The organism is Rhizobium sp. S96, from assembly GCF_030382195.1.
Classification (GTDB): Bacteria; Pseudomonadota; Alphaproteobacteria; order Rhizobiales; family Rhizobiaceae; genus Rhizobium.
This window is the reverse complement of the sequence record NZ_JAUDRY010000042.1, coordinates 158,334-183,940: the sequence shown is the minus strand read 5'-3', so window position 1 is coordinate 183,940 and position 25,607 is coordinate 158,334. Positions and strand designations below refer to the sequence as shown.

Genomic DNA, 25,607 nt, shown 5'->3' with positions numbered 1-25,607 from the left:
GCGCTGCCGGACTGGGCCCAGACGCTCGGCATGGTCTTCTCGGTCATGCTGTGGATGCCGTCTTGGGGCGGCATGATCAACGGCCTGATGACGCTGTCGGGCGCCTGGGACAAGATCCGCACCGATCCGATCATCCGCATGATGGTCATCGCCATCGCATTCTACGGCATGTCGACCTTCGAAGGTCCGATGATGTCGGTAAAGACGGTGAACTCGCTCAGCCACTACACGGAATGGACCATCGGTCACGTTCACTCGGGCGCGCTCGGATGGGTCGGCATGATCACCTTCGGTGCAATCTACTACCTGACGCCGAAGCTTTGGGGACGCGAACGCCTCTACAGCCTGCGCATGGTCAACTGGCATTTCTGGCTCGCCACGCTCGGCATCGTGATCTACGCGGCCGTTCTCTGGGTCGCCGGTATCCAGCAGGGCCTGATGTGGCGCGAATACAATTCGCAGGGCTTTCTGGTCTATTCCTTCGCCGAGACCGTCGCCGCCATGTTCCCCTACTACGTGCTGCGCACGGTGGGTGGGGCGCTCTACCTGGCAGGCGGGCTCGTCATGGCCTGGAACGTGTTCATGACGATCAAGGGTCACCAGCGGGCGGAAGCCGCTATTCCGACCGCATATGTGCCCCAGGCACAGCCTGCCGAGTGAGGTGAGACATGGCATCGATACTAGACAAACATCATATCCTCGAGAAGAACGCCACGCTGCTTCTGGTCGGCTCGCTGCTCGTGGTCAGCATCGGCGGCATCGTCGAGATCGCTCCGCTGTTCTATCTCCAGAACACCATCGAAAAGGTCGAAGGCATGCGTCCCTACACGCCTCTCGAACTGGCGGGACGCAACATCTACATCCGCGAAGGATGCTATGTCTGCCATAGCCAGATGATCCGGCCGTTCAGGGACGAGGTGGAGCGCTACGGCCACTATTCGCTCGCCGCGGAATCCATGTACGACCATCCGTTCCAGTGGGGATCCAAGCGAACCGGTCCCGACCTTGCTCGCGTTGGCGGCCGCTACTCGAACGAGTGGCACGTGCAGCATCTGTCGGATCCGAGAGCCGTCGTGCCGGAATCGATCATGCCCAAATACGCCTTCCTGAAGGAACAGGAAGTCACCGTCAAAGACGTCGGCATGGACCTCAAGGCAAACGAGGATGTCGGTGTGCCCTATAACGACGACATGCTCGCCAATGCCGAAGCGGACATGAAGGCGCAGGCCGATCCGAACGCCGATACCACTGCGCTTCTCCAACGATATCCGAAGGCGAAAGTCGGCGATTTCGACGGTGACCCGCAGAAGCTGACCGAGATGGATGCGCTTGTCGCCTACCTCCAGATGCTGGGCACGCTGGTCGATTTCTCGACCTATGACGACGCAACCGGCTATCGATGAGGTGATCTGATGGAAACCTATACCGCAATGCGGCACTTCGCCGACAGCTGGGGCCTGCTCGCAATGGCCGCCTTTTTCGTTGGCGCGATCGTCTTTACGCTCCGTCCCGGCAGCAAGCAGACGGCCAAGGAAGCCGCCGATATTCCCCTGAAGGATGATTGAGATGTCGGAAAAGCATGTTGATGAAATCAGCGGCGTCGAGACCACCGGACACGAATGGGACGGCATCCGGGAGCTGAACAACCCGATGCCCAGATGGTGGGTCTGGACCTTCTATGCGACAATCGTCTGGGCCATCGCCTATGCGATCGCCTATCCGTCCATTCCGATGATCAAGGATACGACCAAGGGGCTTCTGGGTTTCTCGAGCCGTGCCGAGCTGCAACAGGACCTCGACCAGGCGAAGGTCGCGCAGATCAAGTTCCACGATCAGATCGCGGCGAGGACCGTGCAGGAGATCGACGCCGATCCTGCATTGCGTGAATTTGCGATTGCCGGCGGGGCGTCGGCCTTCAAGGTCAACTGTGCGCCATGCCACGGCTCTGGCGCGACGGGCGGTGCTGGCTTCCCCAACCTCAACGACGACGATTGGCTCTGGGGCGGACACCTGGACTCGATCCAGAAGACCATTGCCCATGGCATCCGGTATGACGCTGACGCGGACACTCACGTTTCCGAAATGCCGGCGTTCGGGGAGATCCTGGACTCCACGCAGACGGCACAGGTCGCAGCCTACGTCTGGAGCCTGACGAACACGCCCTCGGATGCCACGCGCGCCGTCGCCGGCAAGCAGATCTTCCTCGACAACTGCGCCGCTTGTCACGGCGAGGATGCCAAGGGCAAGGCCGATATGGGCGCGCCAAACCTGGCTGACGCGATATGGCTGAAGGGGAGCGGCGAAGATGCCATCATTCGCCAGGTTTCTGCACCCAAGCACGGCGTCATGCCCGCATGGGCCGGGCGCCTGGGTGAGCCTGTCGTGAAGGAGCTCACCGTCTTCGTTCATTCGCTCGGCGGCGGACAGTGAGGACCATTAGATGAGCACCCATGATCATAACCCGCTTCTCGGGCTCTATGGCACCCCTCGCTCCGTCATTCACTCGCGCGTGTCATCGCGCTCCAGCAAGACCGTGACACCGGTGAGCGAGCAGGAAGACCCTGGCAAGATAGGCAGTTCGATCGTCAGCTTGAATTGCCTCAAGGATCAGAAGCCGACCAGCCGCTAGGAACGGATAGTGCCAATGAATGTTTCGGGGTCGTGTCTTCGCAGGCGCGGCCCCTTTTCATTCCGGAGCCTTGTGCCCTGTTGCCCCTCCGGACCTTGCAGCAAACTCAACAGAAGTTTGACCTATCGCAAAGGGAGACCGGCCGATCAGTGCTACACAGCTTTCCGTCTAGTGGAGGTATGTCACGCAGTCTCTCCTGCGTGATCCCTTCGGGCCACGTCTCCTGTCCGGGACGTGGCCTTCCTTTCGACACCGCTCTGGCACTTGATCTACGTCAAGGCGTGACCACTGCCGAGATGGAAAAACGGTGTCAAAGGCGGACACCAAAATGAACCTCTATACTGCAAACGATCCCGGCAACGTCGAACGCATCAACGCCGAGGCGGTCAATGCCCGGCACAATCGTCCGCCACTTTATGCGGCGCGCAAGAAGATCTTCCCGAAGCGGGCCGAGGGGCGCTTCCGTACTTTCAAATGGATCGCGATGCTGATCACACTCGGCATCTACTATCTCGCCCCCTGGATTCGCTGGGATCGCGGCCCCTACGCCCCCGATCAGGCTATTCTCGTCGACCTTGGTTCACGACGCTTCTTCTTCTTTTTCATCGAGATCTGGCCGCAGGAATTCTATTATGTCGCCGGGCTCCTTGTCATGGCGGGCTTTGGCCTTTTCCTTGTCACCTCGGCCGTCGGCCGCGCCTGGTGCGGCTATGCCTGTCCCCAGACGGTCTGGGTCGATCTGTTTCTCGTCGTCGAACGTGGTATCGAGGGCGACCGGAACGCGAGAATGAAGCTAGACGCCGGCCCCTGGACCTTCGACAAGGTCAGAAAGCGGGCCGCGAAGCACGCGATCTGGATCGTCATCGGCGTGGCGACCGGCGGCGCGTGGATATTCTACTTCGCGGACGCGCCCAAGCTCATGGTCGCACTGTTCACCGCGCAGGCACCCCCCGTCGCCTATGCGACGGTCGCAACCCTGACCGCCACCACATACGTTCTCGGTGGTCTCATGCGCGAGCAAGTCTGCACCTACATGTGCCCCTGGCCGCGCATTCAGGGCGCCATGCTCGACGAAAACTCGCTGGTGGTGACCTACAATGACTGGCGTGGCGAGCCGCGCACCCGCCACGCCAAGAAGGCTCAAGCCAAGGGCGAGCCGATCGGTGATTGCGTCGATTGCAACGCCTGTGTCGCCGTCTGTCCGATGGGCATCGACATCCGCGACGGGCAGCAGATGGAATGCATCACCTGCGCGCTGTGCATCGATGCCTGCGACGGTGTCATGGACAAGATCGGCAAGGAGCGTGGTCTGATCGCCTATGCGACCCTCAGCGAATATGCGGGCAACATGGCGCTAGCCACCAACGACGGACGAACGCCAGTCCAACCAGCCCGCGTGCGCAACGAAGACGGTTCGTTCACCGCCGGCGTCCGCCACTTCAACTGGCGCATCGTCTTTCGCCCGCGTGTCGTCTTCTACGCCACCGTCTGGGCTTTCATCGGCCTGGCGATGCTGGTGCATCTGTCGCTGCGCGAGCGGCTGGAGCTCAACGTCATCCACGACCGCAACCCGCAATACGTGCTGGAGAGCGATGGCTCGATCCGCAACGGCTATACGCTGCGCGTCCTCAACATGGAGCCTCGTCCGCGCACGGTGACACTGAGCCTTGCCGGGCTCGAGGGCGCGACCATGCGCATCCCCGAACTCGGCAAGGATGAAGGACGCTCCTTCACCATCGACACAGCGCCTGACGCCGCCACCACGCTCAAGGTCTTCGTGACGGACAGACCGGATGGCGGGACCAACGAGCTTCTGTTCGTGGTCGAGGATGCCGATCATTCCGATCGGGCGACCTACCGGGCAGCCTTCAACACTCCAGGAGACGCGAAATGACCGCACAATCCTCATCGCAGGGCTTCACAGGCCGGCACATGCTGCTGGTCATCTGCACCTTTTTCGGCGTCGTGATCTCCGTCAACGTCACCATGGCCTGGCTCGCCTCGTCGAGCTGGAGCGGCCTTGTCGTTCAGAACACCTACGTCGCCAGCCAAGAGTTCAATGAGAGGGCTGAGGCGATGAAGGCCATGACCGCCTCCGGCATCAGCGGCGTTCTGTCGATCAATGGGGGCATGGTTCACTACGACCTTCGCAACAGGGACGGGTCGCCGACCGCGATCGACGACGTCGTGCTGAACTTCAAGCGGCCCGTAGGTGACCATGAGGATTTCAGCATCACGCTCCGCAAGACTGCGGAGGGCAGATTTGAGGGCGAGCACAACGTCGCGACAGGCGACTGGATCGTCGAAGCCGTCTCAAAGCGAGGCGGAGCGTTGATCATGCACGAAGCCAAGCGGATCGACACCGCGGAGTTCGGCCAATGACCTGCTGCACGATGGACAGCGAGGGCGTCCTTGCTTTGAGCTCGACCGCCTTCAGCGCCGAGGAAGTCGCGCTCGCCAGCCATCCGGTCGGCGACGGCCTGCGCCAGCTCGACCTGAGTGTTCCCAATGTACACTGCGGTGCATGCATCTCCACGATCGAAGGCGCTCTGGCCAAGATCCCGTTTGTCCAGAAAGCGCGCGTCAACCTGACGGCGCGCCGGGTCACCTGCCTCTATCGCCAGGAAATGGACAATCGACAGACCGATCCTTCGCAGATCGTCACTGCGGTCAATGCTGTCGGATACCGCGCGCATCTCTTCACGCCAGCGACACCCGAGAATGACAAGACCCGAAACCAGTTGCTGCTTGCCGTTGGCGTTTCCGGATTCGCGGCGGCTAACATCATGCTGTTGTCGGTTTCCGTTTGGTCGGGCGCCGATGCCGCCACACGCGACCTGTTCCACTGGATCTCGGCAATGATTGCCGCGCCGGCACTCGTCTATGCGGGCCGTTTCTTCTTCCAGTCGGCTTGGAATGCGCTGAAGCATGGCCGCACCAACATGGACGTCCCGATTTCGCTTGCGGTGACGCTGTCCTACGCGGTTTCGCTCTGGGAAACCATGCACCACGGCGAGCACGCCTGGTTCGACGCATCGGTGTCGCTGCTGTTCTTCCTGCTGATCGGCCGAACCCTTGACCACATCATGCGAGAGAAGGCCCGCGCGGCAATCAACGGGCTGGCGCAACTGGCTCCCCGGGGGGCGATGCAGATCATGCCGGACGGATCGCGTCGCTACGTCCCCGTGGAAGAGATTTCCGTCGGGGATCAGATAGCGATCGCGGTCGGCGAGCGCGTTCCCGTCGACGCTGAGGTGATTGGCGGCAGCAGCGATCTCGACATGTCGATCGTCACGGGTGAAAGCAGCCCTGTCGCCGTTTCAAAAGGAAGCGATGTCATGTCCGGCGCCATGAACCTCACGGGCGCCCTCGTTCTGCGTACCACAAAGATTGCGAAGAACTCCCTGCTTGCCGAAATCATCGGTTTGATGGAAGCCGCTGAAGGCGGCCGCGCCAGATATCGTCGCATCGCGGATCGGGCGGCGTCGCTCTATTCTCCGGTGGTCCACTGCCTGGCGCTCGTTTCATTTCTCGCCTGGGGCTTTGTCGGCGGGGACTGGAAGCACGCCATGCTGGTCGCCGTTGCCGTCCTGATCATCACCTGCCCGTGCGCATTGGGTCTTGCTGTTCCGGTCGTGCAGGTGGTCGCCGCCGGAGAGCTTTTCCGCAAGGGGATCATGGTCAAGGACGGTTCGGCTCTCGAAAGGCTCGCCGAAGCCGACATCGTGGCATTCGACAAGACAGGGACTTTGACGATCGGCCAGCCACGCCTCGTCGCGTCGCTGGCGGCGGAGCGCGAGATCTCCACTGCCCTTGGTCTTGCCATTCATTCGAGGCATCCGTTGTCGCAGGCGCTGGTGCGAGGCCGCGACCTAGCGTCTGTCAGCTTCGACAGCGTCAAGGAAGTTCCCGGTGGCGGCCTCGAAGCGACGGGCGGAGATGCTGTGTATCGCCTCGGCAATGCGGCCTTTGCCTGTGGGGAGGAAGCCGAACTACGGACGGCTGGTGAGAACCCCTATTCGGAAGTCGTTCTGTCGAAGGATCGCGTCGAACTCGCTCGCTTCCTATTCGACGACACACTGCGTCCGGGCGCGGCCGATGCCATTGCCCAGTTGCAGAAGGAGGGTCTGGGATCGATCGTGCTATCCGGCGACAGGCAGGCCGTGGTGGACAACTCCGCCAAAGCGCTCGGAATCGACAAGGCATTCGGGGCGCTGACGCCAAAGCAGAAGGTGGAAGAATGCGCGCGCATGAGCGCAAGCGGTCACCGCGTGCTGATGGTGGGCGACGGCATTAACGACGCGCCGGCGCTGGCCGCCGCGCACGTGTCGATGGCACCGGCAACGGCATCCGACATCGGAAGGCAGGCCGCCGACCTCGTGTTCTTCAATGACCGGCTGGACGCGGTTCCTGACGCCATCACGATTTCAAGACGCGCGGCGAGCCTTATCCGGCAGAACTTCGTGCTGGCAATCGGCTACAACGTTCTGGCTGTTCCGATCGCGATTGCAGGTTTCGCCACTCCCCTCATTGCGGCTGTTGCGATGTCCACCTCGTCGATCATCGTGGTCATGAACGCCCTGCGTCTCAACTCGTTCGATCGAGCCTTGAGCAGACAGTCGGCAATCGTTGTCCCGGCCAGCGAGGTGAAAATCGTATGAACATGCTGATCTATCTTATCCCGATCGCGCTCTTCATGGGCGGCATGGGCCTGGCGGCCTTCCTGTGGTCCTTGCGAAGCGGCCAATATGACGACCTGCAAGGGGCCGCCTGGCGCGTGCTCAGCGATGAGGATCCAGACCAGAAACAGCCTTGAATACCAACACCCGGCAATCGCGTCGAATCGCAAACCTTTTCGTTGCGCGGGAATTGCCTGTTTGTAGTAGATTTCATAACAGCGGGCTAAGCCTCCCACCGCGAAGGCTGGCTCGACCAAAGGGACAACTTTCATGCATTTTACGGCGTTGGCCTTCAGTGTCTTTGCCCTCCTCATTCTGCCGGGGCCGACCAACGCCGTTCTCGCCATGGCTTCACAGCGGTTGACTTTCGGCCGCGCGGTCACCTTGCTCGCAGCCGTCCTCTGCTCCTACTTGGCGGTCATAATTCCTATAACTGCGGTGGCTGCTCCATTCCTTCACGAGCACCGTATTGTCGCCCAGGCGATCAAGCTGATCTCCGCGACCTGGGTCTTCTATCTGGCGATAAAGCTATGGACCGACACACCCCGCGACGGCGGTAGAACCGTTCGGCTACGGCACCTTGTCGTGACTACATTGCTCAACCCGAAAGCGGTCATCATTGGCCTCACGATGATCGTTTCGGACGATGGCACCTTGCCCATTGCCGCGCTTGCCACCTTTTCGATCGTCGTCATCACAACGTCCACCATCTGGCTACTTGCCGGCAGGCTCATTCTTGGCGGCAAAGGCCAGACGCCCGCCTTTGTACAAAGGTGCGGATCGGTCGTGCTGCTGGGATTTTCCGCACTGCTGACAATCAGCGCGTTCCAATAGCGAACTGAGCAGATCCGCGGTGGAAAAGCGATTACCAGCGCCCGAGCCAAACTGCGACAGCCGTCAGTGACAAAGGCGGAACTTAAAATCGCACAAACAGTTTTCTCCTCGGAAGGAGAAGTGCCATGTCGCCGCAGGTTCCACCATCAGCCACCGAGCATTTACCGCCGTTGACGAATAGCCAGAGGAGTATCCTCGACGCGTACAGATTTGGGCAGTTGGATGAGGACGCTTTTCAAGAAGCCATAGCCGGAGATCCCGTGTTGTCCGACTACGTTCGAAGGATATGCCGTCCAACAGATCATCCGCATTCCAAGGTCCATTAGGTCCGATAGGAGAAATGGCCCGCAGACAGCGGGCCATTTCTCTGCAATACCCAAAACCAGACGAACGCTACATCAGGGGCTTGCTCTGCGATCGCGACAGGTCACAAAGCGTTTCATTGTATTGCCTCGATATGGGCGCGCTCGAAGACCTGCTCCAGCCGTATGCGTTCTTCGGCCGAGGCCACAAGCGTCTTTTCCAAACGTCGCCGGGTGCCCGAACCATGCAAGCGCGAGAACGAAGGTCGACCCTGCGGTGTGAGCGCACGCATGCGAATGCGCGAACCCAGACCACGATGATATTGCGCCAGCGTCATTCCAGCCTTGATCAGCAAAGACCGCACATCCGCCCGGAGTTCGGCCGCAATCAACAGCCGAAAGGCTTCCACAAAAGTCGCCTTTTCCAGCGGAAGCTCGATTTCATCGACCAGGTCACCGCCGACATCGCTGTCCTTTACAAAGCACAGATAGAGGTCCACGAGTTGATGGGCTGTGTTCAGCACCTCCGCATCGGCACGACAATCGAAGTCTGGCTGATAGTAGACTGACGTTGAACTGGGCATCTTACTTCTCCTTAAAAAGGAAAACGTTCCGCGTCATGTTTTGTTCATGCTGCCGGTCATGCCGTTGCTCGGTATTTCTCCGAGGCGATGGAAACATTCTCGCGAGAGAGCTGCCGATCAGCCGAGGGGGAGATCAAGCCTAAGGCCGAGAAGTGTGAACAGTGCTAGGGCAAACCGGGCAAGAATGCCTTGCCCCTGCCCAAAGTGAGCGGCTGAACGCAACCCCGAACCGCGACAACCTGACACTGCAGCACAGAGTCTACGTGATACTACGTGCGCGTGAACGCGGCGAGGGAGTATGATTGGGTATCTGCATGATCCTGCTTCACACCGACGGCTTACGCAGGTGGTTGTTCTGTCGGTCCCTATACAGTCGTCGGTCCGTTACAGGCGTGTTTGAGGGCAGTCTTCTTGCGGATACTCAGCAAAGCACAACCACCTAGCTCCGTTTCAGGGAGCGATTACCAGGGAGAACACACCATGACGTCCCGTATCACAATCGCACTCGCAGTTGCAGGTATTGTTCTGGCCGGCCAGGCGTTGGCCGCAAACGTCGACATGTCAAAGGTCGCTTGCAAAGATGTGGGAGCAATGCCTCCTGCAAAGATCATCGGCGTCGCCATGTGGGTGAACGGCTATGTTCATGGCAAGGCGGGCGACCCGATGATCGACGGGGACAAGGCGCATGCCAACGCAGCAAAGGTCGCCGCATACTGCAAGAAGAATCCCAGCTCGACACTCATGGACGCATTGGATGCGATAGCAAAATCCTAGCACATTCGTCGAAGACGGGTTTGCAGCAGGCAATCGCTGCACCGATGCTGCTGGCCATGTCGGCTTGGCGTTCACAGCGGTACTCGAGCGATATCGGGGCGCCTGGACTTGGGCGCCTCGCCATCGCTTTGGAGCGAGCCTTTGCGACGGACTAATGGAAGCCGCAGAGTTAGGACACTTCCCTCTTCGCCTTCTCTTTAAGTGAAGCGTACCGATCACGCAGATCCATTTTTCCGTGATCCTTGCTTTCCATCCCCCGCGCAACACTGAGGCTGCGCTGTACAGGATCTGCCAGTGTTTTTGCTTCACGCTTGATTGCCTGGGCCACCTGCCAAAATGCAAGCCATTCATCTTCAAATGAATCGGACACATAGGTGAGGTGCCGGCTTGTCTCGACCATCAGGGTTTCCGCACGCTCAAGTTCGGCTTCGTCGAACGTACCAATCGCGGCCGATCTCAACGCGTAAAAATACATCGCTGCCGATCCGCCCAACTCACGATGAGCTGTCGTGTGAAAATCGAGCGACTTTTTCAGCCGCTCCAGGTCTGCAGCAGAGTCTGCTTTGAACTTGTCGAGACGCGCAGTGATCACTTCCTGCAATGCTGCTAAATCAGCTGCCGCAATCGCCCGCGCCTCCTCAACGGAGGTCGTAACCTCGGCTTGTCGATTGGCCGTATAGAGCGACGCCAGCGCCGTCAGGCAGGTTCCCACAACGGCGATCAACGCACCGATCGCAAGACCGCTGAACTGGTCAAGCTTTTGGGCCCGGATGGCTTCGCCCAACACCAGGATGGCGAAATATGCGGTAACGCCGATACAGGCCAGAAGCCCTACTGCCAGCACGATATTCACGACCGTAAGAACGCGCGGCATGATTATCGCTTCCTTTGACAGCGACCGCTGTAACACCTGCACGCTGGGTTGACGCAATCAATGTTGGCGTTGCAGCGTCCACCGCATTTGCTTTGGATCAGATTGGCGGCGTCCCGGATGCTCTCCGGTACCCAACGGTAGGCGTCAACGTTGCCTAAAGAACCCAATTGCCGGGCGATATCATTTGCCTTGCCACGGGTGATATCCGGAATGAATATCTGCTCCTCGTCGCCCGAGGGCACAATGAACCAATAGATGCCGGTGCCGCGATCATCTTCGTGCGCGTTCTCTACGGTGTCAGGTCTGGTGAGATCGTCTGCGGGCATGTGCTACCTCATGGCAGTTCACGTTCAACCCAATACCAGAAGTGTAGTCCGACCTGAGCAGCCATGCAACATAGAGTCGAGGCTCTCATCAACACAAGTCGACCTCGTGATACATGAGAAGGCCGGCGCAGGGGTGTTTGCGCCGGCCCCTCCAGTCTGCCAGTTAAGCGGCCGAGAACGGCACCGCTACGAAGGTCTTGTTATCGCCGCGCTGTATGAGCAGCAGCACTGACTTCTTTTCGGCCTTCGCCGCGGCAGCAACCGCAGTCTTGGCTTCACTGGCATCGTGGATCGTCTTGCCGTTGACCGACAAGATGATGTCACCAGCCTCGAGCCCTGCTTCGGCTGCCGGCTTGTCTGGTGAGACGTCCGCAACAACGGCGCCTTCAACACCCTTGGGAACGCCGATGCGTTCGCGCACCTGCGGGGTCAGGTCTGCAAGGGAAACGCCTATCCGCGGACCAGCCGGAGTAGCCTTCTCCGCGCCGTTGAATGCGGCCTGCTGGGGCTTTCCGTCGTCGTTTCCGCCGATCGCGACCTTGAGATCGACGCTCTTGCCGTCACGCCAGACCGTAATGGTCTGCTTGTCGCCAGGCGAGAGGTCGGCGACGAGCCTTGAAAGGTCCTTAGGCGTGGAAACTGCCTTTTCCCCGACGGCGGTAATCGTGTCACCCTGCTTGATGCCGGCATCGGCTGCTGGGGAACCCTTCGTCACGTCGGCGACAAGCGCACCGGCGGGCTTCGCCAGACCGAGCGCATCGGCGACATCCTGCGACACCGGCTGGATCTGGACGCCCAGATAGCCGTGGTCGATGGATCCGTCCTTCTGCAGCTTGGCGACAATCATCTTGGCTTCGTCCGCTGGGATGGCAAAGCCGACGCCGACACTGCCGCCGTTCGGCGAATAGATCGCGGTATTGATCCCGACGACCTTGCCGTCACTGCCCACGAGCGGGCCGCCAGAGTTACCGTGATTGATGGGAGCATCGATCTGGATGAAGTCGTCATACGGACCGCTATGCAGATCCCTGCCGCGGGCTGACACGATGCCGGCGGTTACCGTTGTGCCGATGCCAAAGGGGTTTCCGATGGCGAGAACCTGATCGCCCAGCCTGAGCTTGTCGGAGTCACCCCAGGCCACGGTCGGCAGCGGCTGTTTCGCATCGACCTTGACCACGGCAAGGTCGGCTTTCGGATCGGCACCGACGAGCTTGGCGGTCAGTTCGGTTCCATCATCCAGCGTCACCTTGATATCGGTGGCATTCTCGATCACGTGGTTGTTGGTGACGATGTAGCCATCCGGGCTGACGATGAAGCCTGAGCCCAAGGCCTGTGCACGCTCGCCAGATTGCGGTTGGGGAGCCTGATGCGGCATGGGAATGCCCTGCTCACCGAAGAACTGCTTGAACTGCTCCTGCATCTGCGAGTTATCGTCTCCCTCGTCCTGTGCCGATGCCTTCATCTTCGTGACGATGGTCACGACGGCGGGCTTGTCGGCATCGACGATGGACGAGAAGGAGTTGTTTGCGGCAACACCAGTCACCGATGCACTCGCAGGTGCTGCGAAGGCCGATGAGGTCTGGTAGGCGAGCGGGACAGAGGCCGCGCCGGCTATGATTGCTGCGCCAAGGAGTGCCGCCCTGCGGCGGCTTTTGATAATATTTGTCACGGTGTCCGTCCTGATGAGAGTTATTCGAACCGCGTAAAGCCGAAACTCATCGCGTGGACTAAATATGAAACCGTGAATCTATATTTACAAATTAAAGGTTCATTACATTTTCATTGCTGAAACTTAATGTATTTCTCCCATTTATTACTTATCTTTCATCTGGAAGATCCGCCGATTTCCGCAGCATGGCGGGTGACTGTTGTGCATTGTGCTTGGCGGCTACCGGCCAGAAAATGGGACTGGCCTCCAACGCCAATCCTCATGCTGAAATTTTCACATACGCCAGAAGATGAGCAAGGAGCAGCGCTGCGTATCGTGGCAACTGGGCTTCCTTTCGAACGCAGACATAGAGATCTCGCTCCGCCCAGCCTTCGGCGATCGGCAAGACGCGGTATTGCATGTGTTGGGCGTATCGGCTCGCCGCGATCTCCGGCACGATGCCAATTCCTGCGCCACATTCGACCATTTTGCAGAGCGCTTCGAAACTGTCAGTACGGATCCGGATATGGGGCTTGCGGCCAAGCTCGTTCGCCGACCGCCGCAGAAATTGCGACAGCGCCACCTTCTCGCGCAGCGCAATCATGGGAAAATCCAGAATTTCCGAGAACGCGACAGGGGCGGACAACGGCGAGTCCGGCGGAACGATAAGCATCAGGCGGTCCGGCATGAAGCGCCAGCGTTCAAGCCCCGTCATGTCGGCGGAGGAGGCGACAATGCCGATATCGGCATCGCCGTTCTTGAGCATGTTGACGACCTCGAAGCTCGGCTTGTCCTGGACCGTGACATTGATCTGCGGATTGGTTGCCAGAAACGTGCCAAGGGCGAGCGGCATGTGTTCGGAAAGCATGTTCGTGTTGGACAGCAACCGGACGCGTCCCCTGCTGCCTGCGGCAAACTCCTGCAGCTCCAGTTCCGCATTGCGCGCATCGTCAACCAGCTGTCGCGCCCGCCGAGCCAGCATTTCTCCGGCGAGGGTCGGGCGAATGCCGCGACCCGTCCTCTCGAAAAGCTCGAGGCCAACCGATGTTTCAAGCCGGCGAAGCCGAGTGCTGACGGCGGCGACGACGACATTGTTGGCGGCTGCGGCTGCTGTAAGGCTTCCCCCGTCGATGGCGGAGAGGAACATCCTGAGGTCTGTGAGGTCAAACTTCGGCATAAGCTTTCACTTTCTGTGAAATCTGCTTCTATGACAAACTGATGTTCATTGCCAGCGCGGCAGCGCTATGAGCGTGACCAAGCCGCACACGCGACACATCGACACGCCACTGGATCGCTCCACGCGACCAGGCAACAGGCATTTCCATGCCTGAATTGCTCCCTGTGAGTGGCATTCATGCCGATGTTGGCGTCTGGAGTACGGCGACGCGGATCAGCCTTGCTCGTGGGAGGCGAAGCTGGGTCTGGTAGTTGTTGTTCATGCTTGATGAAAGCACGCCGACCATGCTCAATTTTCCTCCCACGCAGCAGCCATCGCTGTTCCGCTCGCTACGCTCGATGGGCCTCTGTCTTTCGGCGCTGGTCGCAATGGCGGGTAGCGCTTTCGCACAAGACGCGTCCGGTGCACCGTCCGACCTCGTTTCCCGCGGCCGCTATCTGGCCACAGCCGCTGACTGCGCCGCCTGCCACACGGCGCCGCATGGCGGCCAGCCTTTCGCAGGCGGCTATGGCATAGCCTCGCCGCTCGGCACTATCTTTTCCACCAACATCACTCCCTCGAAGGAAAACGGGATCGGCAACTACAGCGAAGAGGACTTCGCCCGCGCCGTTCGCGACGGTGTTGCCAAGGATGGAAGCCACCTCTATCCGGCCATGCCCTACACGGCCTATTCCAAGCTCACCGATGACGACATGAAGGCGCTCTACGCCTACTTCATGAACGAGGTGAAACCGGTCGAAAGTGCTCCGCAAAAGACCGAGCTGCCCTTCCCCTTCAACATCCGCGCATCGATGGCAGGCTGGAACCTTCTGTTCCTTGGCAGGGACCGCTTCAAGCCCGATCCGGAGAGATCCGAGCAGTGGAACCGCGGTGCCTATCTCGCCGAAGCGCTGGAACACTGCAGCACCTGCCACAGCCCGCGCAATTTGCTGATGGCCGAATCCTCCAGCAAGCCTCTGGCCGGCGGCTCGCTCGGTTCCTGGTATGCGCCGAACATTACCTCTGATCCGACAAGCGGCATCGGCGGTTGGTCCGAAGATGAGCTTGTCCAGTACATGCGCACCGGCCATGTCGCGGGCAAGGCCCAGGCAGCCGGCCCGATGGCCGAAGCTGTCGAAAACAGCCTGCAGCATCTCACCGACGACGATCTCAGGGCGATTGCCGTCTATGTGAAGTCGACCGAGCCCGTTGCTACCGGTGCCGCCAAGTCACGATACGATTATGGCAAGCCTTCCGAGACCGAAGCAACGCTGCGCGGACTGCCAGACCAGGCGGCGAACGAAAACGGCTTCCATATTTTCAGTGGCAGCTGTGCTACCTGCCATCAGGTCAATGGTCAGGGCAACACGCTCTACCCCTCGCTGTTCCACAACACCGCGACCGGCGCTGCCGAGCCGGACAACCTGATCGCTACCGTCCTCTTCGGTCTCAGCCGCACGGTGGGTGACGCACATGTCTTCATGCCGGCCTTTGGCCCGACAGCCTCCTACACCGATCGCCTGTCGGACAAGGATGTCGCCGACGTCAGCAATTACGTGCTGACGCAGTTCGGCAATCCCGATGTGAAGGTGACTGCGCAGGATGTCGCGCGCATCCGCGACGGTGGCGACAAGCCGCTGATTGCCAAGCTTGCGCCCTATGCGCTCACCGCTGCGATCGCGGCAGCGCTGATCGTCCTCGCCGCACTCGCTTTCGCGCTGCGCAGACAGACGCGCCCGGCCGTCGCCTGACGCCTGCCCCCTCATTCAATCGCATCGAACCCTTCTCGGGAGATCATTTATGCCATCAGAGATTTCTCAACCCACCGCACGTCTGGCGCAAGGAATGAGCCGCCGTGCGCTGCTGCGCGGCTCAGCCGCCATCGGTGGCCTCGCCGTCATCGCCGCCATCGGCGCACCGCTTCCGGCTGCTGCTGCCGATTCAGATATACAGACCTTCACGCGGCTCTCGGAATTCCTCACCGGCTACCAGCTGGATCCCGTTCTCGGTGCTCGCTATTTCGCGGCACTCGTCAAACGCAGCCAGACGTTTCCAGCCGACGTAACCGCGTTGCAGCAGGTCGTTACGCAGTCCGGCGCGCTTGACATGGATGCCTTCCTGGCGCTGCCAGCACTCGACCCCGCCGCCAAGGCAACGGCCACTACGATCGTCTCCGCCTGGTATCTGGGCGTTGTCGGCGAGCCGGCGGACGCAGAGCTCATAACCTATGCCGAGGCGCTGATGTACCGCCCGACGCGGGGCATTCTTCCCATTCCGACCTACGGACCCGGCCCCAACAACTGGGGCCCCAAGCCCGACAGCAAGATCTGACAGGAGCAAGACAATGGCAAACGACTCTTATGATGCCGATTTGATCGTCATTGGCTCCGGCGTCATGGGCGGCATCGTCGCCGCAAACCTCGCAAAGGCAGGCAAGAAGGTCATCGTGCTAGAGGCAGGCCCGCGCGTGAACCGCCGCGAGATCGTCGAGACCTTTCGCAACGCGCCCGTGAAGCTTTCGCTGGCCAACGCCAAGCTGCAGGGCGCGGGGTCACCGTTTCCGAGCCTTCCGCACGCACCATCCACCTATGGCGACTATCTGCAGTATGAAGGCCCGGTAAAGTACAACACCTCCTACCTGCGCGTGGTCGGCGGCACGACCTGGCACTTCGGTTCGGCGCTCTGGCGCATGATTCCGAACGACTTCAAGATCCAGTCGCTCTACGGCCGCGGCCGCGACTGGCCGATCGGCTACGACGATCTCGAACAGTATTACAACAAGGCCGAGCTGGAACTCGGCGTCACCGGCCTCGACGGCCAGGACGAGAGCGGCCAAGGCGGCGGTCCAATGCCGCCGCGCACCATGCCCTTCCCGATGAAGCAGCTTAATTCGAGCTACATGTTCAAGACGCTGGCGGAAAAGCTCTCCGTCGGCGGCTTCAACCCGGTTCTCGAGCCGCATGGCCGCGCCTCGCGCCCCTACGGCAACCGCCCGGTCTGCGCCGGCAACAACAACTGCAACCCGGTATGTCCGATCGGCGCCAAATATGACGGCTCGATGCATATCGACGAAGCTGAACGTCACGGCGCCCAGCTTCTCGACAATTCGGTGGTCTACAAGATCGAAGCCGGCGAAGATGGCAAGATCACCGCCATCTGGTACAAGAAGCCCGACAATTCCGAGCACAAGCTAACGGCCCGCTATTTTGTGCTCGCCGCCTATGGCATCGAATCGGCCAAGCTGCTGTTGCTCTCAACGTCCGACAAATACCCGAACGGTATTGCCAACTCGTCTGACCAGGTCGGCCGCAACCTCATGGACCATACCGGCATCAGCATGAACATGCTGACCAAGGAGGACATGTGGCCCGGCGAAGGCCCGACGGAACTACTGGTCTACCTGAACCAGCGCGACGGCGCGTTCCGCAAGGATTATCCGAGTTACAAGATCAAGGTTCGCAACACCGTACCGACCGCCCAGATGACGGAAGGCTTTATCAAGAAGGGCATCCTCGGCTCGAAGCTCGACGAGCAGATCCGCAAGTATTCGGCCCGATCGCTGAACTGGGCAATCGACTTCGAGCCCTTGCCTTTGGCCGAGAACCGCGTCACCCCGAGCAAGACCAAGTTCGACGCGCTGGGCATCCCGGTGCCGGTTCTGTACTACAGCGTCACGGACTACTGGAACGCCGGTCGCGACCGTGGCCTGCAGGATCTCAACAAGATCGCCGAACTGCTTGATGCCGAGGTGCTGTCGACCGACGTGAAATGGCAGAACCGCCAGCACGTCATGGGCACGACACGCATGGGCGACGACCCGAAGGACTCCGTCGTCGATCGCGACTGCCGCACGCATGACCACCAGAACATGTTCATCGCGGGCACCAGCGTGATGCCGTCCGCCTCGTGCATGAACCCGACGCTGACGGGTGCTGCGCTGAGCGTCCGCATCGCGGAGCAGTTGCTGAAGGAAATATAGGCCTCCTCGCAGGACGTCTCGTCGAACATGCGACGCGGGACGGGCAACACGCCCGTCTCACGTCAAGTTGCCGTCAATTGCCACCGTGTGCGGCAATCGCCTCCTGGAGATCTTTGAGCTCTTCGCAGCCAGTCGGGCAAAGTTGCTTCAGCGAGGCGAGCTGCAGCTTCGCCTTTTCCGTATTGCCAGTCTGCAGATAGAGCTCGCCGAGATATTCGTGCGCCGCCTTGTGATCCGGTTGCAACTCGAGAGCCTTGTTGTAGTAAGCGAGCGAGGTGTCGTATTGGCCGGTCATGCGCAGCGTGTAGCCGAGCAGATTATAGACGTCTGCCTGCTGGTTATCCTCGGCAAGACCGCGCAGCTCTTCCAGCGCACCGGCATAGTCCTTGGCCGCGATCTTGGCGCGTACCGAGGTCAGATCCGGGCCGTTGCCTGTTTGCATGTCGTCGATTGCGAAGGCTGGCATGGCCGTCAGCGTCGAGATCGCGGAACCTGCTGCCGATACCGCGCAGAAGCCGATGACGGCAGCGACGACGTAACTTGTGGACAGTCCTTTCATGACTGTGTCTCCTCAGGCTTGAATGGTTGGCGTGAAGGCATAGGCATTTCCGTCCTTTACGAAGCTGCCTGAGCCGGGGAACGGGAAGTGCGAACCGCAGATGGCGATCTTGTCGGCGATGACGCGGTCAATCAGCTTGCGGCGGCTGTCGATGGCCATCGGTCCGTCCTGGTCGTAGCTGCCCTGCCATTCCGGATGGGGAGCAAGCAGCGCCGGGACGTACATGATGTCGGCCGAAACCAGCAGCTGGTTGTTTGCGGAGCTGACGAGATAGCCTGCGTGCCCCGGGGTGTGCCCGGGCGCCGATACGAGCTGGATCCCGGGTGCCACCTCCGCGCCGTCCTCGACAAGCTTCCAGTTCTTCCAGGTCGGGAAAACCGCGGCTATCCGCTTTCCGGCGGGCTTTCGCCCCTCGGGAAGCGAGTCGACTCGGGCGGGATCCGTCCACCAGTTGTATTCGGTGGAGTGGACAACAAGCTCGGCGTTCGGGAAGACAGAGGCGTTCGAGCCCTTCTCCATCAGCCCCCAGACGTGATCGGGGTGGAAATGGGAGATCATGACCGTGTCGATCTTCCTATAGTCGATGCCGGCGGCGGCCATATTGGCCGGAAGGTGGGTCGCGTTGGCCTGCCATTGGCCAACGCCCGAGCCCGCATCCATCATGATTAGCCGGCCGCCCAGATTGAGCACGACGACGGTCAGCGGGATCGGCATGAAATCGGTCGGGAGATTGGCCTTTGCCAACGCCGCCTTGGTCTCATCGACCGAAGCGTTCTTGATGAAGGCCGGATCATGCGGCTTTCGCCAGATGCCATCGTAGATCGCGGTTACTTCGATGTCGCCGACCTTGTAGCGGTAAAAGCCGGTCGCCGGTTCGTCGGGCGATGCGGCAAGGGCTGGCGCCACTATTTCCAGTTTGGATGCCAGGCCGAATGCGGCTGCGGCAGCAGCCGATCCGAGCACGGCGCGGCGTGACATTTCGAACATGGTAATGCCTCCTTGAGCTTTGAGGGGTGGCTCTGAGCGAGGCGCAGCAATCTGCGATATCCTCGCTGGGAAAATAGATCGCACCGCCCCAGGCCTTATTCCGGCCAGGCACGCGATTTCGCGCAACCATCTGAAATAAAACGCGTAATTTCGTATCGTCATTCGAGATCAAAAAAAGTGCGGTCGCCTGGAATAAAACCGGGCCCCGGATGATCTTGATCATGAGCGGCCGTTGCGCGTGCACCGACCGGAGGGTTAGAATCGGCTGGGTCTGCAGCCCCTGAGGATGTGATGACTGATATCAGTATCGCCTGCCCCGTCCTGCTCGACGACCGGCTGCTATCGGCCGCGCGGCGCTGGCGCTCTTGGTCGCTTGCGAAACTCGTTGCACAAGCCGCGACAGTTATCGTCGGCCTCATGGAAGAGACCAGGGGCGAAGCCCGAGCAGACAAGGCCGAGGTCTCGGCACAGCGGCATCAGGCGGACCTTGCACTGCGTTTTCAGCAGACGATCCTGCCGCATATGGATGCCTGTTATAATTTTGCACGGTTCCTCAGCCGCGATGGCGATGCGGCGCAGGACATTCTGCAGGATGCGTTTCTGCGAGCCTATCGCAGCTTCGAAAGCTATCGCGGTGGGGATCCGCGCGCCTGGATATTCACCATCGTCCGCAATTGCTATCTCGCCTGGCAACAGAAGGGACGCCGCCGCGCCCGGTTCGAGACACCGCTGGACGAGAGTGGCACCGGTTCCGACGAGAGCATGCCATACCAGGTCGCCTCGCAGGACGATACTGCGGAGACCACCATGATCCGCGAAAACGAGTCGGACCTGGTTCGCCACGTGATCAATACTTTGCCCGATCCCATGCGGGAAATTCTTGTGCTGCGCGAACTGGAGGAGCTGTCTTACCGGCAGATCGCCGAGATCATCGATGTCCCGATCGGTACGGTGATGTCTCGTATAGCCCGCGCGCGTCACGAATTCGCCGAGGCGTGGGCCGCCCTAGGAGACATCGAGGTGCCCGCATGACGAAGGACCAGCAACTGGGTTGCGGGCAATGGGGCCCTGTGCTGCACGCCTTCATCGATGGCGAGCTTGATCTCATGCAGGCCGCCCAGCTCGACGCACATCTGGCAGGCTGTGCGGACTGCAAAGCGGAGATCGAAAGGGTGCGCGACGTGCGGCAACTGATCGGACGAGATGGTGTACGCTACACGGCTCCAGAGGATGTACGGGCGCAAGTTCTGGCTGCCCTGCCGCTGGAAGCGGCCGTACCTTCCCCCGCCTTACGTGCAGACATACAGCCGCGACGGACATGGGACCGCGTCTTCCGCTTCGTCCGTGATTGGAGCCTCGTTCCATCTCTGGCCGCGCTCGCGGCAAGTGCCATCCTCTTTTTCAACACGCCGGCGCCCGATCTTGGCGTTGAAAATCAACTGCTAGCCAGCCACGTGCATTCGATGCTGGCCGACCATCTGACTGATGTGCAGACCTCCAACCAGCACACGGTGAAGCCTTGGTTCAACGGCCGCATCGACTTCTCCCCCCCGGTCAACGATTTGTCGAAGGACGGCTTCCCACTCGTCGGCGGCCGAGTGGACTATATCGGCGGCCGCGTCGTCGCCACGCTCGTCTATCGGCACAACGGGCACGTCATCAACCTGTTCATCTGGCCGCAGGCGGCCGCAAGCCAGACAGACAGCGAGCACGACGGCTACAACATGGCGAAATGGTCGGCCGACGGCCTCGTATTCTGGGCCGTATCGGACGTCAGCGCGCCTGATCTTGCCAGGTTCCGGACGAGCTTCATGCGACCGCCGGGCGCTTGAGACCTGGCACCTTTGCTACTGGCGCGTTGGATTACGGGGAAAACCGCGGCCGTCCATTGCAGATTACTGTTTTGTCGAAGATGCTACCTCAAAACCTGAGGAGTGCTCGCAAATGCAGTCAGGCTTGGCAACGATCATCATCGATGATGACGGCTACAGCGAGCATGTTGCTTACGAGCTTTCAAGCCAGACCGGCCTTCTGTTTGGCGCACGCGAGCTTCTTGTCAGAGCCAAACAGGCGAAAGCGGTGCGCCTCTCGATTCTGACAACCCGCCTGGAGCATCCCATTCGCATCGGCAATATCGACGAAAGTTGCGCCAACTTCTCCATCCTTAAAAACACCAGTCGGCGTTGATGAAGCCTAAGATCGCCATACTGTAATCATCACCCGGTCGACGCATCGGTCCGGGAGGTTGCGACCGACTAAAGCGCGCGGGGCAGGCTGATGCACACGTCCAGCCCCCCATCCGGGTGATTGGATAGTGTCACGTCGCCGTCCATTTTCCGCAGCAAAGTCCGCGCGATCGTCAGCCCGAGGCCGGATCCGCCTGTTCTTCTGTTGCGGGAATGTTCGAGCCGAACGAAGGGCTTGAAGACGTCCGTCATGCGGGAGGGGTCTATTCCAGGACCGTCATCGCGCACTTTCAAAAGCACGCGGCGCTGCTCGAGAACGAGCGTCATGTGTGCCCTCGTGCCGTAGCTGATCGCATTCTCGACCACATTCCTGATAGCGCGCCTGAGCGCGATCGGGGACGCGAGACAAACGGGGCGTCCGGTCAGCCCCTCCTGCGCTTCGATTTCAATGTCCCCGTATTCGTCGGCGACGGTTTCAATGATCGACGTCATGTCGATGCGCTCAAGGGTCTCGCCCGCGGAGTCCAGCTTCGCCAGACTGATCACCGATTCAACGGTCTCCTCGATATCCGCAATGTCAGTGGTCAATGCGGATTTCTCCTTGGAGCTTTTGAGGAGAGCGAGCCGCAATCGCATCTTCGTGACCGGCGTTCTCAAGTCATGCGCAAGTGCCGCGGCGAGTAGCGCTCGTTCCTCAACGTGTTCCTGAAGCAGGGCCTGTGCCTTGTTGAGGGCCTTGGCCGCGCTGCGGTAGTCCCGGCTTCCTTTTTCGGCAAGAGGCGGGCTGTTCAGGTTCGATCCCAAGCGGGAAACCGCCGCTTCAAGCAGGTGATAAGGACCGGTAATTCGCGAGACGGCCCAAAATGCGATCAGCACAACGCACGCACTTACAAACAGATAAGTCGGCAGGCTCTCGGGATTGAGCAGCGGCCCGATGGGCGTCAGCGGGGTCACGAAGTTGACCCATTGGCCATCCTTCAGCTGCAACGAAACGGTGTATCTCTGGCTGTTGAGGAAGTCGCGGGCAACTTCCGACAGGTCCTCCTCTACCTCACCTGTGTCCTGCACGGCCGCATCGGCTGGCGGGGATGTGCCCGTCGTGTTTGGTTCATCAAGCCGCACCCGGGCATCCGCAACGCCAAACTTGGTCAGTCTGGCGACAAGAATATCCTCGACCTCGGCAAGCGTATCGGTTGCCGCGACCTGCGTCCCGACGGCGGGAAGCGATGAGAGACTGACGACGACCGTGGAATCGGCAAGCTCCCCGCTGAGATGCTTTCGTTCTTCGGCCGAGAGCGGGCTCATCAACTTTGCCAGCCAGACGGCACGTTCGTTCATTCGGTAGAGGTCGACGATCTCGCTCGAGCTAACGCGATTTCGCGCCATGATCATGAAAAGGGTTGTCTGCGAAACGAGAAGCGTGCCGATCAGGACAATCAAAAGCCATGCGGGTAGCGTACGCGGAAGGAATCGCCAGCGCGTCGTGAAAGGAGCAGTTGCAGTATCGGCCATAACGTCCTCGGGAAACCAAGCTTTAGCAGCCATACAGGTCAGGCGGAACGACTGCGTCATCAGATTTTACAAAACGGAAGCGTCTTTTACACGGTCCTGAAAAGTGCCGCGCGCGATCGCATGCGATACCTGACTGGAAAGAGATTCGCGAGACGTGCAATGCCAGAACCACAACCTGTGAGGAAACCCGCACCCGTGCCGCAGAAGGCAGGGGTCAACGACAACGAACCTCAGATCGATCGTGAGGCCGAGGAACTTCTGGCGCTGCTGGCAGGAGCCGGAGACGCCGGTCGGTTTCGAAGCCCGCGCGGCTTTGCGACGCCCAAGCCCGCCTCAACCGCGTTCGGCATGATCGATGTCGCGTTGGTCGCAGGCATCGCGACCACATCCCTGCTGCTGATCGCGCTGGCCTATTTCTATGTCTAGCTGGCTGGGAGCGCTGTTGGCGGCAGCAATTGCCGGTGACATGGTCAGCGCTGCAAACGCGCAAGAACTCCTGTCCGTACGTGACCAGCGCTGCGCGCGCATGCACCAGCAGCTTCAATCCGCCCTCATTCAGGCCGTTAGCGAGGACGCCAGCGACGAGGCGCGAAAGCTGAACAGCAAGGCGCTTCATCTCTGCGCCAGCGGCCGTCAATCGCAAGGGCTTAGAGCCTTTTCGGCCGCACTCGAGATCCTTCAAAAAGCGGGAGCCGATCGGTGAACAAGATGCGACGTCGTCAGATCTCGGTCCTGTCAATCGCGCTTGGCACCATTCTCCTGCTCGCCGGGACGGGACTGATCCTTGCTTCCGTCTTTTTTGTTGCAGCGATGCTGGCCGGCGCCTCCTACGACCTGAGCACGCCGTCCCTCCTTCTGCTGGGCGGATGCGTGCTCTGCGAGCTGGCATTCACAACCTTGAGAAAGAGGTGATGCCCATGCTCGGTCTGGTTCAGACAATCTTGAACTCCGCTGGTCTTGCGGCGGCGATCGTTTCGTTGCCAGCTTATCTTCCATTTGGCGTTCCCGCGCAGACACGGCCGTCGGAGCTCGGCTGCGAGGCGCTGGCGGGCGGCGTCACGGATCATTCCGGCCAATATTCCTGCATGCGCCTGCCGCGTTCCGATCCGATGTTCGAGCAGTACATCCTTGCCTACGTCGACGGTGTCGGCCTCTGCAACGTGGTCGCCGTCTCTCCCTACATCGAGGACGACGCCAGGGGATCGACAACACGCCACCTCTTCGACCGGGCAGCCCGCTCGATGCAGAAGGAGCTTGGGCCGCCCAGCGAGAGCATCGATCATTCACATACCCCTCTCGTTGCCGAAGACGGACATTTTCGTGAAGGCGTCATCAATCAGGACCGGCAGGTCTTCGATCAGTGGACGGGTTTGAGCCAGCGCTTCAGCAATCTCGACTCGGTCAGTTTGACCGTGTCGGGCGACCCGGACTGGGGCCTCGCTGTCTACGGCATTTACCGGTTCAGCAACAACGATGCCTGCATGCGCGAGATGGAAGTGGTGACAGGACCGGATGGCGAGTAAACCGACGGGAAAAAGCGAACGCATGACAGAATTTCGCCGACGCATGAAAAGGGCCGAGATCGGTTGGAACCTGCTCGGGCTCGGCGCGATTGCTGTCAGTCTCTTCATTCTCGGCCGACAACTGCAAAGCATCTCGCTCTCAGGATTACAAGCAAGTCTGCTTTCGATCGATCGGATGGCGCTTGCGGGATCGGCGCTGGCGTCAATGGCGGCATATCTGCTGTTGGCCTCCTACGATCTGATGGCACTGAAATATCTGCGCCGCCAGATAAGGCCGGCATACGCGCTGGCCTCCGGGGCAACTGCCTTTGCCGTCTCCCATACGATCGGCGCATCCGTTCTGTCGGGAGCGCTGCTGCGATACAGAGCCTATTCGGCAAAGGGAGTTCCTGCCTCGGAGGTCTTGACGATGGTCGCCTTCTGCCTGGCGACCTTTGTGCTCGGCATGCTGTTTGTCGGCGGCATCGTCTTCGTCATCGACCCCTATATCGCCGACCGGCTGACGGAGAGCCTGCCACTTGTCTCCCTGCGCACCGCAGGCCAGGTCATGGTCGGGCTATGCCTGCTCTATGTCGCTTTCAGCTTCTTGCCGTTGGGAAATGTGCGCGTGGCCGGCGTGACCATTTCATATCCGCCCCCGGGAATCGCACTGTGCCAGCTGTCGATCGCGGCTGCGGAGATCCTTAGCGCCTCCCTGGTGATCTATCTGGTCCTTCCCGCCGAGAACAATCCCGGCCTGCTCGTTACAGCAGGCATCTTCACGATTGCGTTCGCCGCCGCGCTGGTATCACACGCGCCCGCCGGTCTGGGCGTCTTCGAGCTGATCTTCATGGCGGGTCTGAGCGAGATGGCCAAGGAGGACGTCCTGGCGGCTCTGCTCGTGTTCCGCCTGTTCTATTTCATTGTTCCGTTCTTGCTGTCAGTCGTCGCGATCGCGATCTTCCAGCTTCGGATGCGGCGGGCGATCGGGTAACGCCGCCACCCGTGGCGACAGATCGCCGAGGTACGACGAAACGATCCCGAAACATCATTCCTGTGGATGCGCACCCGGCGTC

Annotated in this window: 30 protein-coding genes; 22 read left to right on the top strand and 8 right to left on the bottom strand. The window is 60.3% G+C overall.

What is annotated here, in order from left to right:
* From QTL94_RS27145 to QTL94_RS27100, 10 genes are all read left to right on the top strand, one after another.
* Positions 1 to 660: cbb3-type cytochrome c oxidase subunit I (locus tag QTL94_RS27145; protein ID WP_289803710.1), on the top strand; the 660-nt coding region annotated here is incomplete at its 5' end.
* Between the two features lie 8 nt (positions 661 to 668).
* Complete coding sequence (gene ccoO, locus QTL94_RS27140; RefSeq protein ID WP_113522102.1) at positions 669 to 1,403, top strand: cytochrome-c oxidase, cbb3-type subunit II; 735 nt, start codon at positions 669 to 671, stop codon at positions 1,401 to 1,403.
* 9 nt (positions 1,404 to 1,412) lie between these two features.
* A complete protein-coding gene (locus QTL94_RS27135; protein WP_289803709.1) occupies positions 1,413 to 1,565 on the top strand; it encodes a cbb3-type cytochrome c oxidase subunit 3 in 153 nt (50 codons plus the stop codon).
* A 1-nt stretch (position 1,566) separates the two neighbouring features.
* Positions 1,567 to 2,430 (top strand): cytochrome-c oxidase, cbb3-type subunit III, encoded by an 864-nt coding sequence (gene ccoP, locus QTL94_RS27130; RefSeq protein ID WP_289803708.1) that lies wholly within the window; start codon positions 1,567 to 1,569, stop codon positions 2,428 to 2,430.
* A 10-nt stretch (positions 2,431 to 2,440) separates the two neighbouring features.
* Positions 2,441 to 2,629, top strand: a complete 189-nt coding sequence (locus tag QTL94_RS27125; protein ID WP_289803707.1) for a hypothetical protein — start codon at positions 2,441 to 2,443, stop codon at positions 2,627 to 2,629.
* A gap of 328 nt (positions 2,630 to 2,957) precedes the next feature.
* Entirely contained in the window at positions 2,958 to 4,523 is a 1,566-nt protein-coding gene (gene ccoG / locus QTL94_RS27120; RefSeq protein ID WP_289803706.1) for a cytochrome c oxidase accessory protein CcoG, read from the top strand.
* Complete coding sequence (locus QTL94_RS27115) at positions 4,520 to 5,011, top strand: FixH family protein (protein ID WP_289803705.1); 492 nt, start codon at positions 4,520 to 4,522, stop codon at positions 5,009 to 5,011. The genes ccoG and QTL94_RS27115 overlap by 4 nt, the downstream gene beginning before the upstream one ends.
* Positions 5,008 to 7,290 (top strand): cation-translocating P-type ATPase, encoded by a 2,283-nt coding sequence (locus QTL94_RS27110; RefSeq protein WP_289803704.1) that lies wholly within the window; start codon positions 5,008 to 5,010, stop codon positions 7,288 to 7,290. Before QTL94_RS27115 ends, QTL94_RS27110 begins: the two co-directional genes overlap by 4 nt.
* Positions 7,287 to 7,445: a cbb3-type cytochrome oxidase assembly protein CcoS gene (gene ccoS / locus QTL94_RS27105; RefSeq protein ID WP_065693228.1), complete on the top strand. Its 159-nt coding sequence runs from the start codon at positions 7,287 to 7,289 to the stop codon at positions 7,443 to 7,445. The genes QTL94_RS27110 and ccoS overlap by 4 nt, the downstream gene beginning before the upstream one ends.
* A gap of 133 nt (positions 7,446 to 7,578) precedes the next feature.
* Entirely contained in the window at positions 7,579 to 8,142 is a 564-nt protein-coding gene (locus QTL94_RS27100; protein ID WP_065693229.1) for a threonine transporter RhtB, read from the top strand.
* Between the two features lie 439 nt (positions 8,143 to 8,581).
* On the opposite strand, the gene QTL94_RS27095 is transcribed toward QTL94_RS27100, so the two are convergent.
* Entirely contained in the window at positions 8,582 to 9,028 is a 447-nt protein-coding gene (locus tag QTL94_RS27095; RefSeq protein ID WP_289803703.1) for a hypothetical protein, read from the bottom strand.
* A gap of 480 nt (positions 9,029 to 9,508) precedes the next feature.
* On the opposite strand from QTL94_RS27095, the gene QTL94_RS27090 reads away from it, so the two are divergent.
* Positions 9,509 to 9,802, top strand: a complete 294-nt coding sequence (locus QTL94_RS27090; protein WP_289803702.1) for an HdeA/HdeB family chaperone — start codon at positions 9,509 to 9,511, stop codon at positions 9,800 to 9,802.
* Positions 9,803 to 9,971: 169 nt separating this feature from the next.
* On the opposite strand, the gene QTL94_RS27085 is transcribed toward QTL94_RS27090, so the two are convergent.
* From QTL94_RS27085 to QTL94_RS27070, 4 genes are all read right to left on the bottom strand, one after another.
* Positions 9,972 to 10,676 carry a hypothetical protein gene (locus QTL94_RS27085; RefSeq protein ID WP_289803701.1) on the bottom strand — a complete coding sequence of 235 codons (705 nt, stop codon included), beginning with the start codon at positions 10,674 to 10,676 and terminating at the stop codon, positions 9,972 to 9,974.
* Between the two features lie 2 nt (positions 10,677 to 10,678).
* A complete protein-coding gene (locus QTL94_RS27080; RefSeq protein WP_289803700.1) occupies positions 10,679 to 11,002 on the bottom strand; it encodes a hypothetical protein in 324 nt (107 codons plus the stop codon).
* Positions 11,003 to 11,165: 163 nt separating this feature from the next.
* The gene (locus QTL94_RS27075) at positions 11,166 to 12,671 is read right to left on the bottom strand and encodes a DegQ family serine endoprotease (RefSeq protein ID WP_289803699.1); all 1,506 of its coding nucleotides are present in this window, start codon (positions 12,669 to 12,671) and stop codon (positions 11,166 to 11,168) included.
* Between the two features lie 259 nt (positions 12,672 to 12,930).
* Positions 12,931 to 13,827: a LysR family transcriptional regulator gene (locus QTL94_RS27070; RefSeq protein ID WP_289803698.1), complete on the bottom strand. Its 897-nt coding sequence runs from the start codon at positions 13,825 to 13,827 to the stop codon at positions 12,931 to 12,933.
* 260 nt (positions 13,828 to 14,087) lie between these two features.
* Here QTL94_RS27070 and QTL94_RS27065 point away from each other — a divergent pair, with 260 nt between their 5' ends.
* The 3 genes from QTL94_RS27065 to QTL94_RS27055 are packed head-to-tail and all read left to right on the top strand — an operon-like array spanning position 14,088 to position 17,785.
* The gene (locus QTL94_RS27065) at positions 14,088 to 15,557 is read left to right on the top strand and encodes a c-type cytochrome (protein ID WP_289803697.1); all 1,470 of its coding nucleotides are present in this window, start codon (positions 14,088 to 14,090) and stop codon (positions 15,555 to 15,557) included.
* Between the two features lie 49 nt (positions 15,558 to 15,606).
* The gene (locus QTL94_RS27060) at positions 15,607 to 16,137 is read left to right on the top strand and encodes a sugar dehydrogenase complex small subunit (RefSeq protein WP_289803696.1); all 531 of its coding nucleotides are present in this window, start codon (positions 15,607 to 15,609) and stop codon (positions 16,135 to 16,137) included.
* A 13-nt stretch (positions 16,138 to 16,150) separates the two neighbouring features.
* Entirely contained in the window at positions 16,151 to 17,785 is a 1,635-nt protein-coding gene (locus QTL94_RS27055; RefSeq protein WP_289803695.1) for a GMC family oxidoreductase, read from the top strand.
* A gap of 73 nt (positions 17,786 to 17,858) precedes the next feature.
* On the opposite strand, the gene QTL94_RS27050 is transcribed toward QTL94_RS27055, so the two are convergent.
* Both QTL94_RS27050 and QTL94_RS27045 read right to left on the bottom strand, forming a co-directional pair.
* On the bottom strand, positions 17,859 to 18,344 hold the full coding sequence (locus tag QTL94_RS27050; protein ID WP_289803694.1) for a tetratricopeptide repeat protein: 486 nt from the start codon (positions 18,342 to 18,344) through the stop codon (positions 17,859 to 17,861).
* 12 nt (positions 18,345 to 18,356) lie between these two features.
* Entirely contained in the window at positions 18,357 to 19,331 is a 975-nt protein-coding gene (locus QTL94_RS27045) for an MBL fold metallo-hydrolase (RefSeq protein ID WP_289803693.1), read from the bottom strand.
* A 288-nt stretch (positions 19,332 to 19,619) separates the two neighbouring features.
* Here QTL94_RS27045 and QTL94_RS27040 point away from each other — a divergent pair, with 288 nt between their 5' ends.
* The 3 genes from QTL94_RS27040 to QTL94_RS27030 all read left to right on the top strand — a co-directional run bounded on the left by QTL94_RS27040 (position 19,620) and on the right by QTL94_RS27030 (position 21,518).
* The gene (locus QTL94_RS27040) at positions 19,620 to 20,363 is read left to right on the top strand and encodes a sigma-70 family RNA polymerase sigma factor (protein WP_502944199.1); all 744 of its coding nucleotides are present in this window, start codon (positions 19,620 to 19,622) and stop codon (positions 20,361 to 20,363) included.
* On the top strand, positions 20,360 to 21,163 hold the full coding sequence (locus QTL94_RS27035) for an anti-sigma factor family protein (protein ID WP_289803691.1): 804 nt from the start codon (positions 20,360 to 20,362) through the stop codon (positions 21,161 to 21,163). Before QTL94_RS27040 ends, QTL94_RS27035 begins: the two co-directional genes overlap by 4 nt.
* Positions 21,164 to 21,287: 124 nt before the next feature.
* A complete protein-coding gene (locus QTL94_RS27030) occupies positions 21,288 to 21,518 on the top strand; it encodes a hypothetical protein (RefSeq protein ID WP_289803690.1) in 231 nt (76 codons plus the stop codon).
* Between the two features lie 68 nt (positions 21,519 to 21,586).
* On the opposite strand, the gene QTL94_RS27025 is transcribed toward QTL94_RS27030, so the two are convergent.
* A complete protein-coding gene (locus QTL94_RS27025) occupies positions 21,587 to 23,029 on the bottom strand; it encodes an ATP-binding protein (RefSeq protein WP_289803689.1) in 1,443 nt (480 codons plus the stop codon).
* Positions 23,030 to 23,224: 195 nt separating this feature from the next.
* Between QTL94_RS27025 and QTL94_RS27020 the strand changes: the two genes are divergently transcribed.
* Genes QTL94_RS27020 through QTL94_RS27000 form a run of 5 tightly spaced genes read left to right on the top strand, consistent with a single transcriptional unit; the run spans position 23,225 to position 25,525 of the window.
* Complete coding sequence (locus QTL94_RS27020; RefSeq protein ID WP_289803688.1) at positions 23,225 to 23,455, top strand: hypothetical protein; 231 nt, start codon at positions 23,225 to 23,227, stop codon at positions 23,453 to 23,455.
* A gap of 16 nt (positions 23,456 to 23,471) precedes the next feature.
* Positions 23,472 to 23,732: a hypothetical protein gene (locus tag QTL94_RS27015; protein WP_289803687.1), complete on the top strand. Its 261-nt coding sequence runs from the start codon at positions 23,472 to 23,474 to the stop codon at positions 23,730 to 23,732.
* Positions 23,729 to 23,941 carry a hypothetical protein gene (locus tag QTL94_RS27010; protein ID WP_065693247.1) on the top strand — a complete coding sequence of 71 codons (213 nt, stop codon included), beginning with the start codon at positions 23,729 to 23,731 and terminating at the stop codon, positions 23,939 to 23,941. The genes QTL94_RS27015 and QTL94_RS27010 overlap by 4 nt, the downstream gene beginning before the upstream one ends.
* A 5-nt stretch (positions 23,942 to 23,946) precedes the next feature.
* A complete protein-coding gene (locus QTL94_RS27005) occupies positions 23,947 to 24,552 on the top strand; it encodes a hypothetical protein (RefSeq protein WP_289803686.1) in 606 nt (201 codons plus the stop codon).
* A 22-nt stretch (positions 24,553 to 24,574) separates the two neighbouring features.
* Positions 24,575 to 25,525, top strand: a complete 951-nt coding sequence (locus QTL94_RS27000) for a lysylphosphatidylglycerol synthase domain-containing protein (RefSeq protein WP_289803685.1) — start codon at positions 24,575 to 24,577, stop codon at positions 25,523 to 25,525.
* Positions 25,526 to 25,607 lie beyond the last annotated feature (82 nt).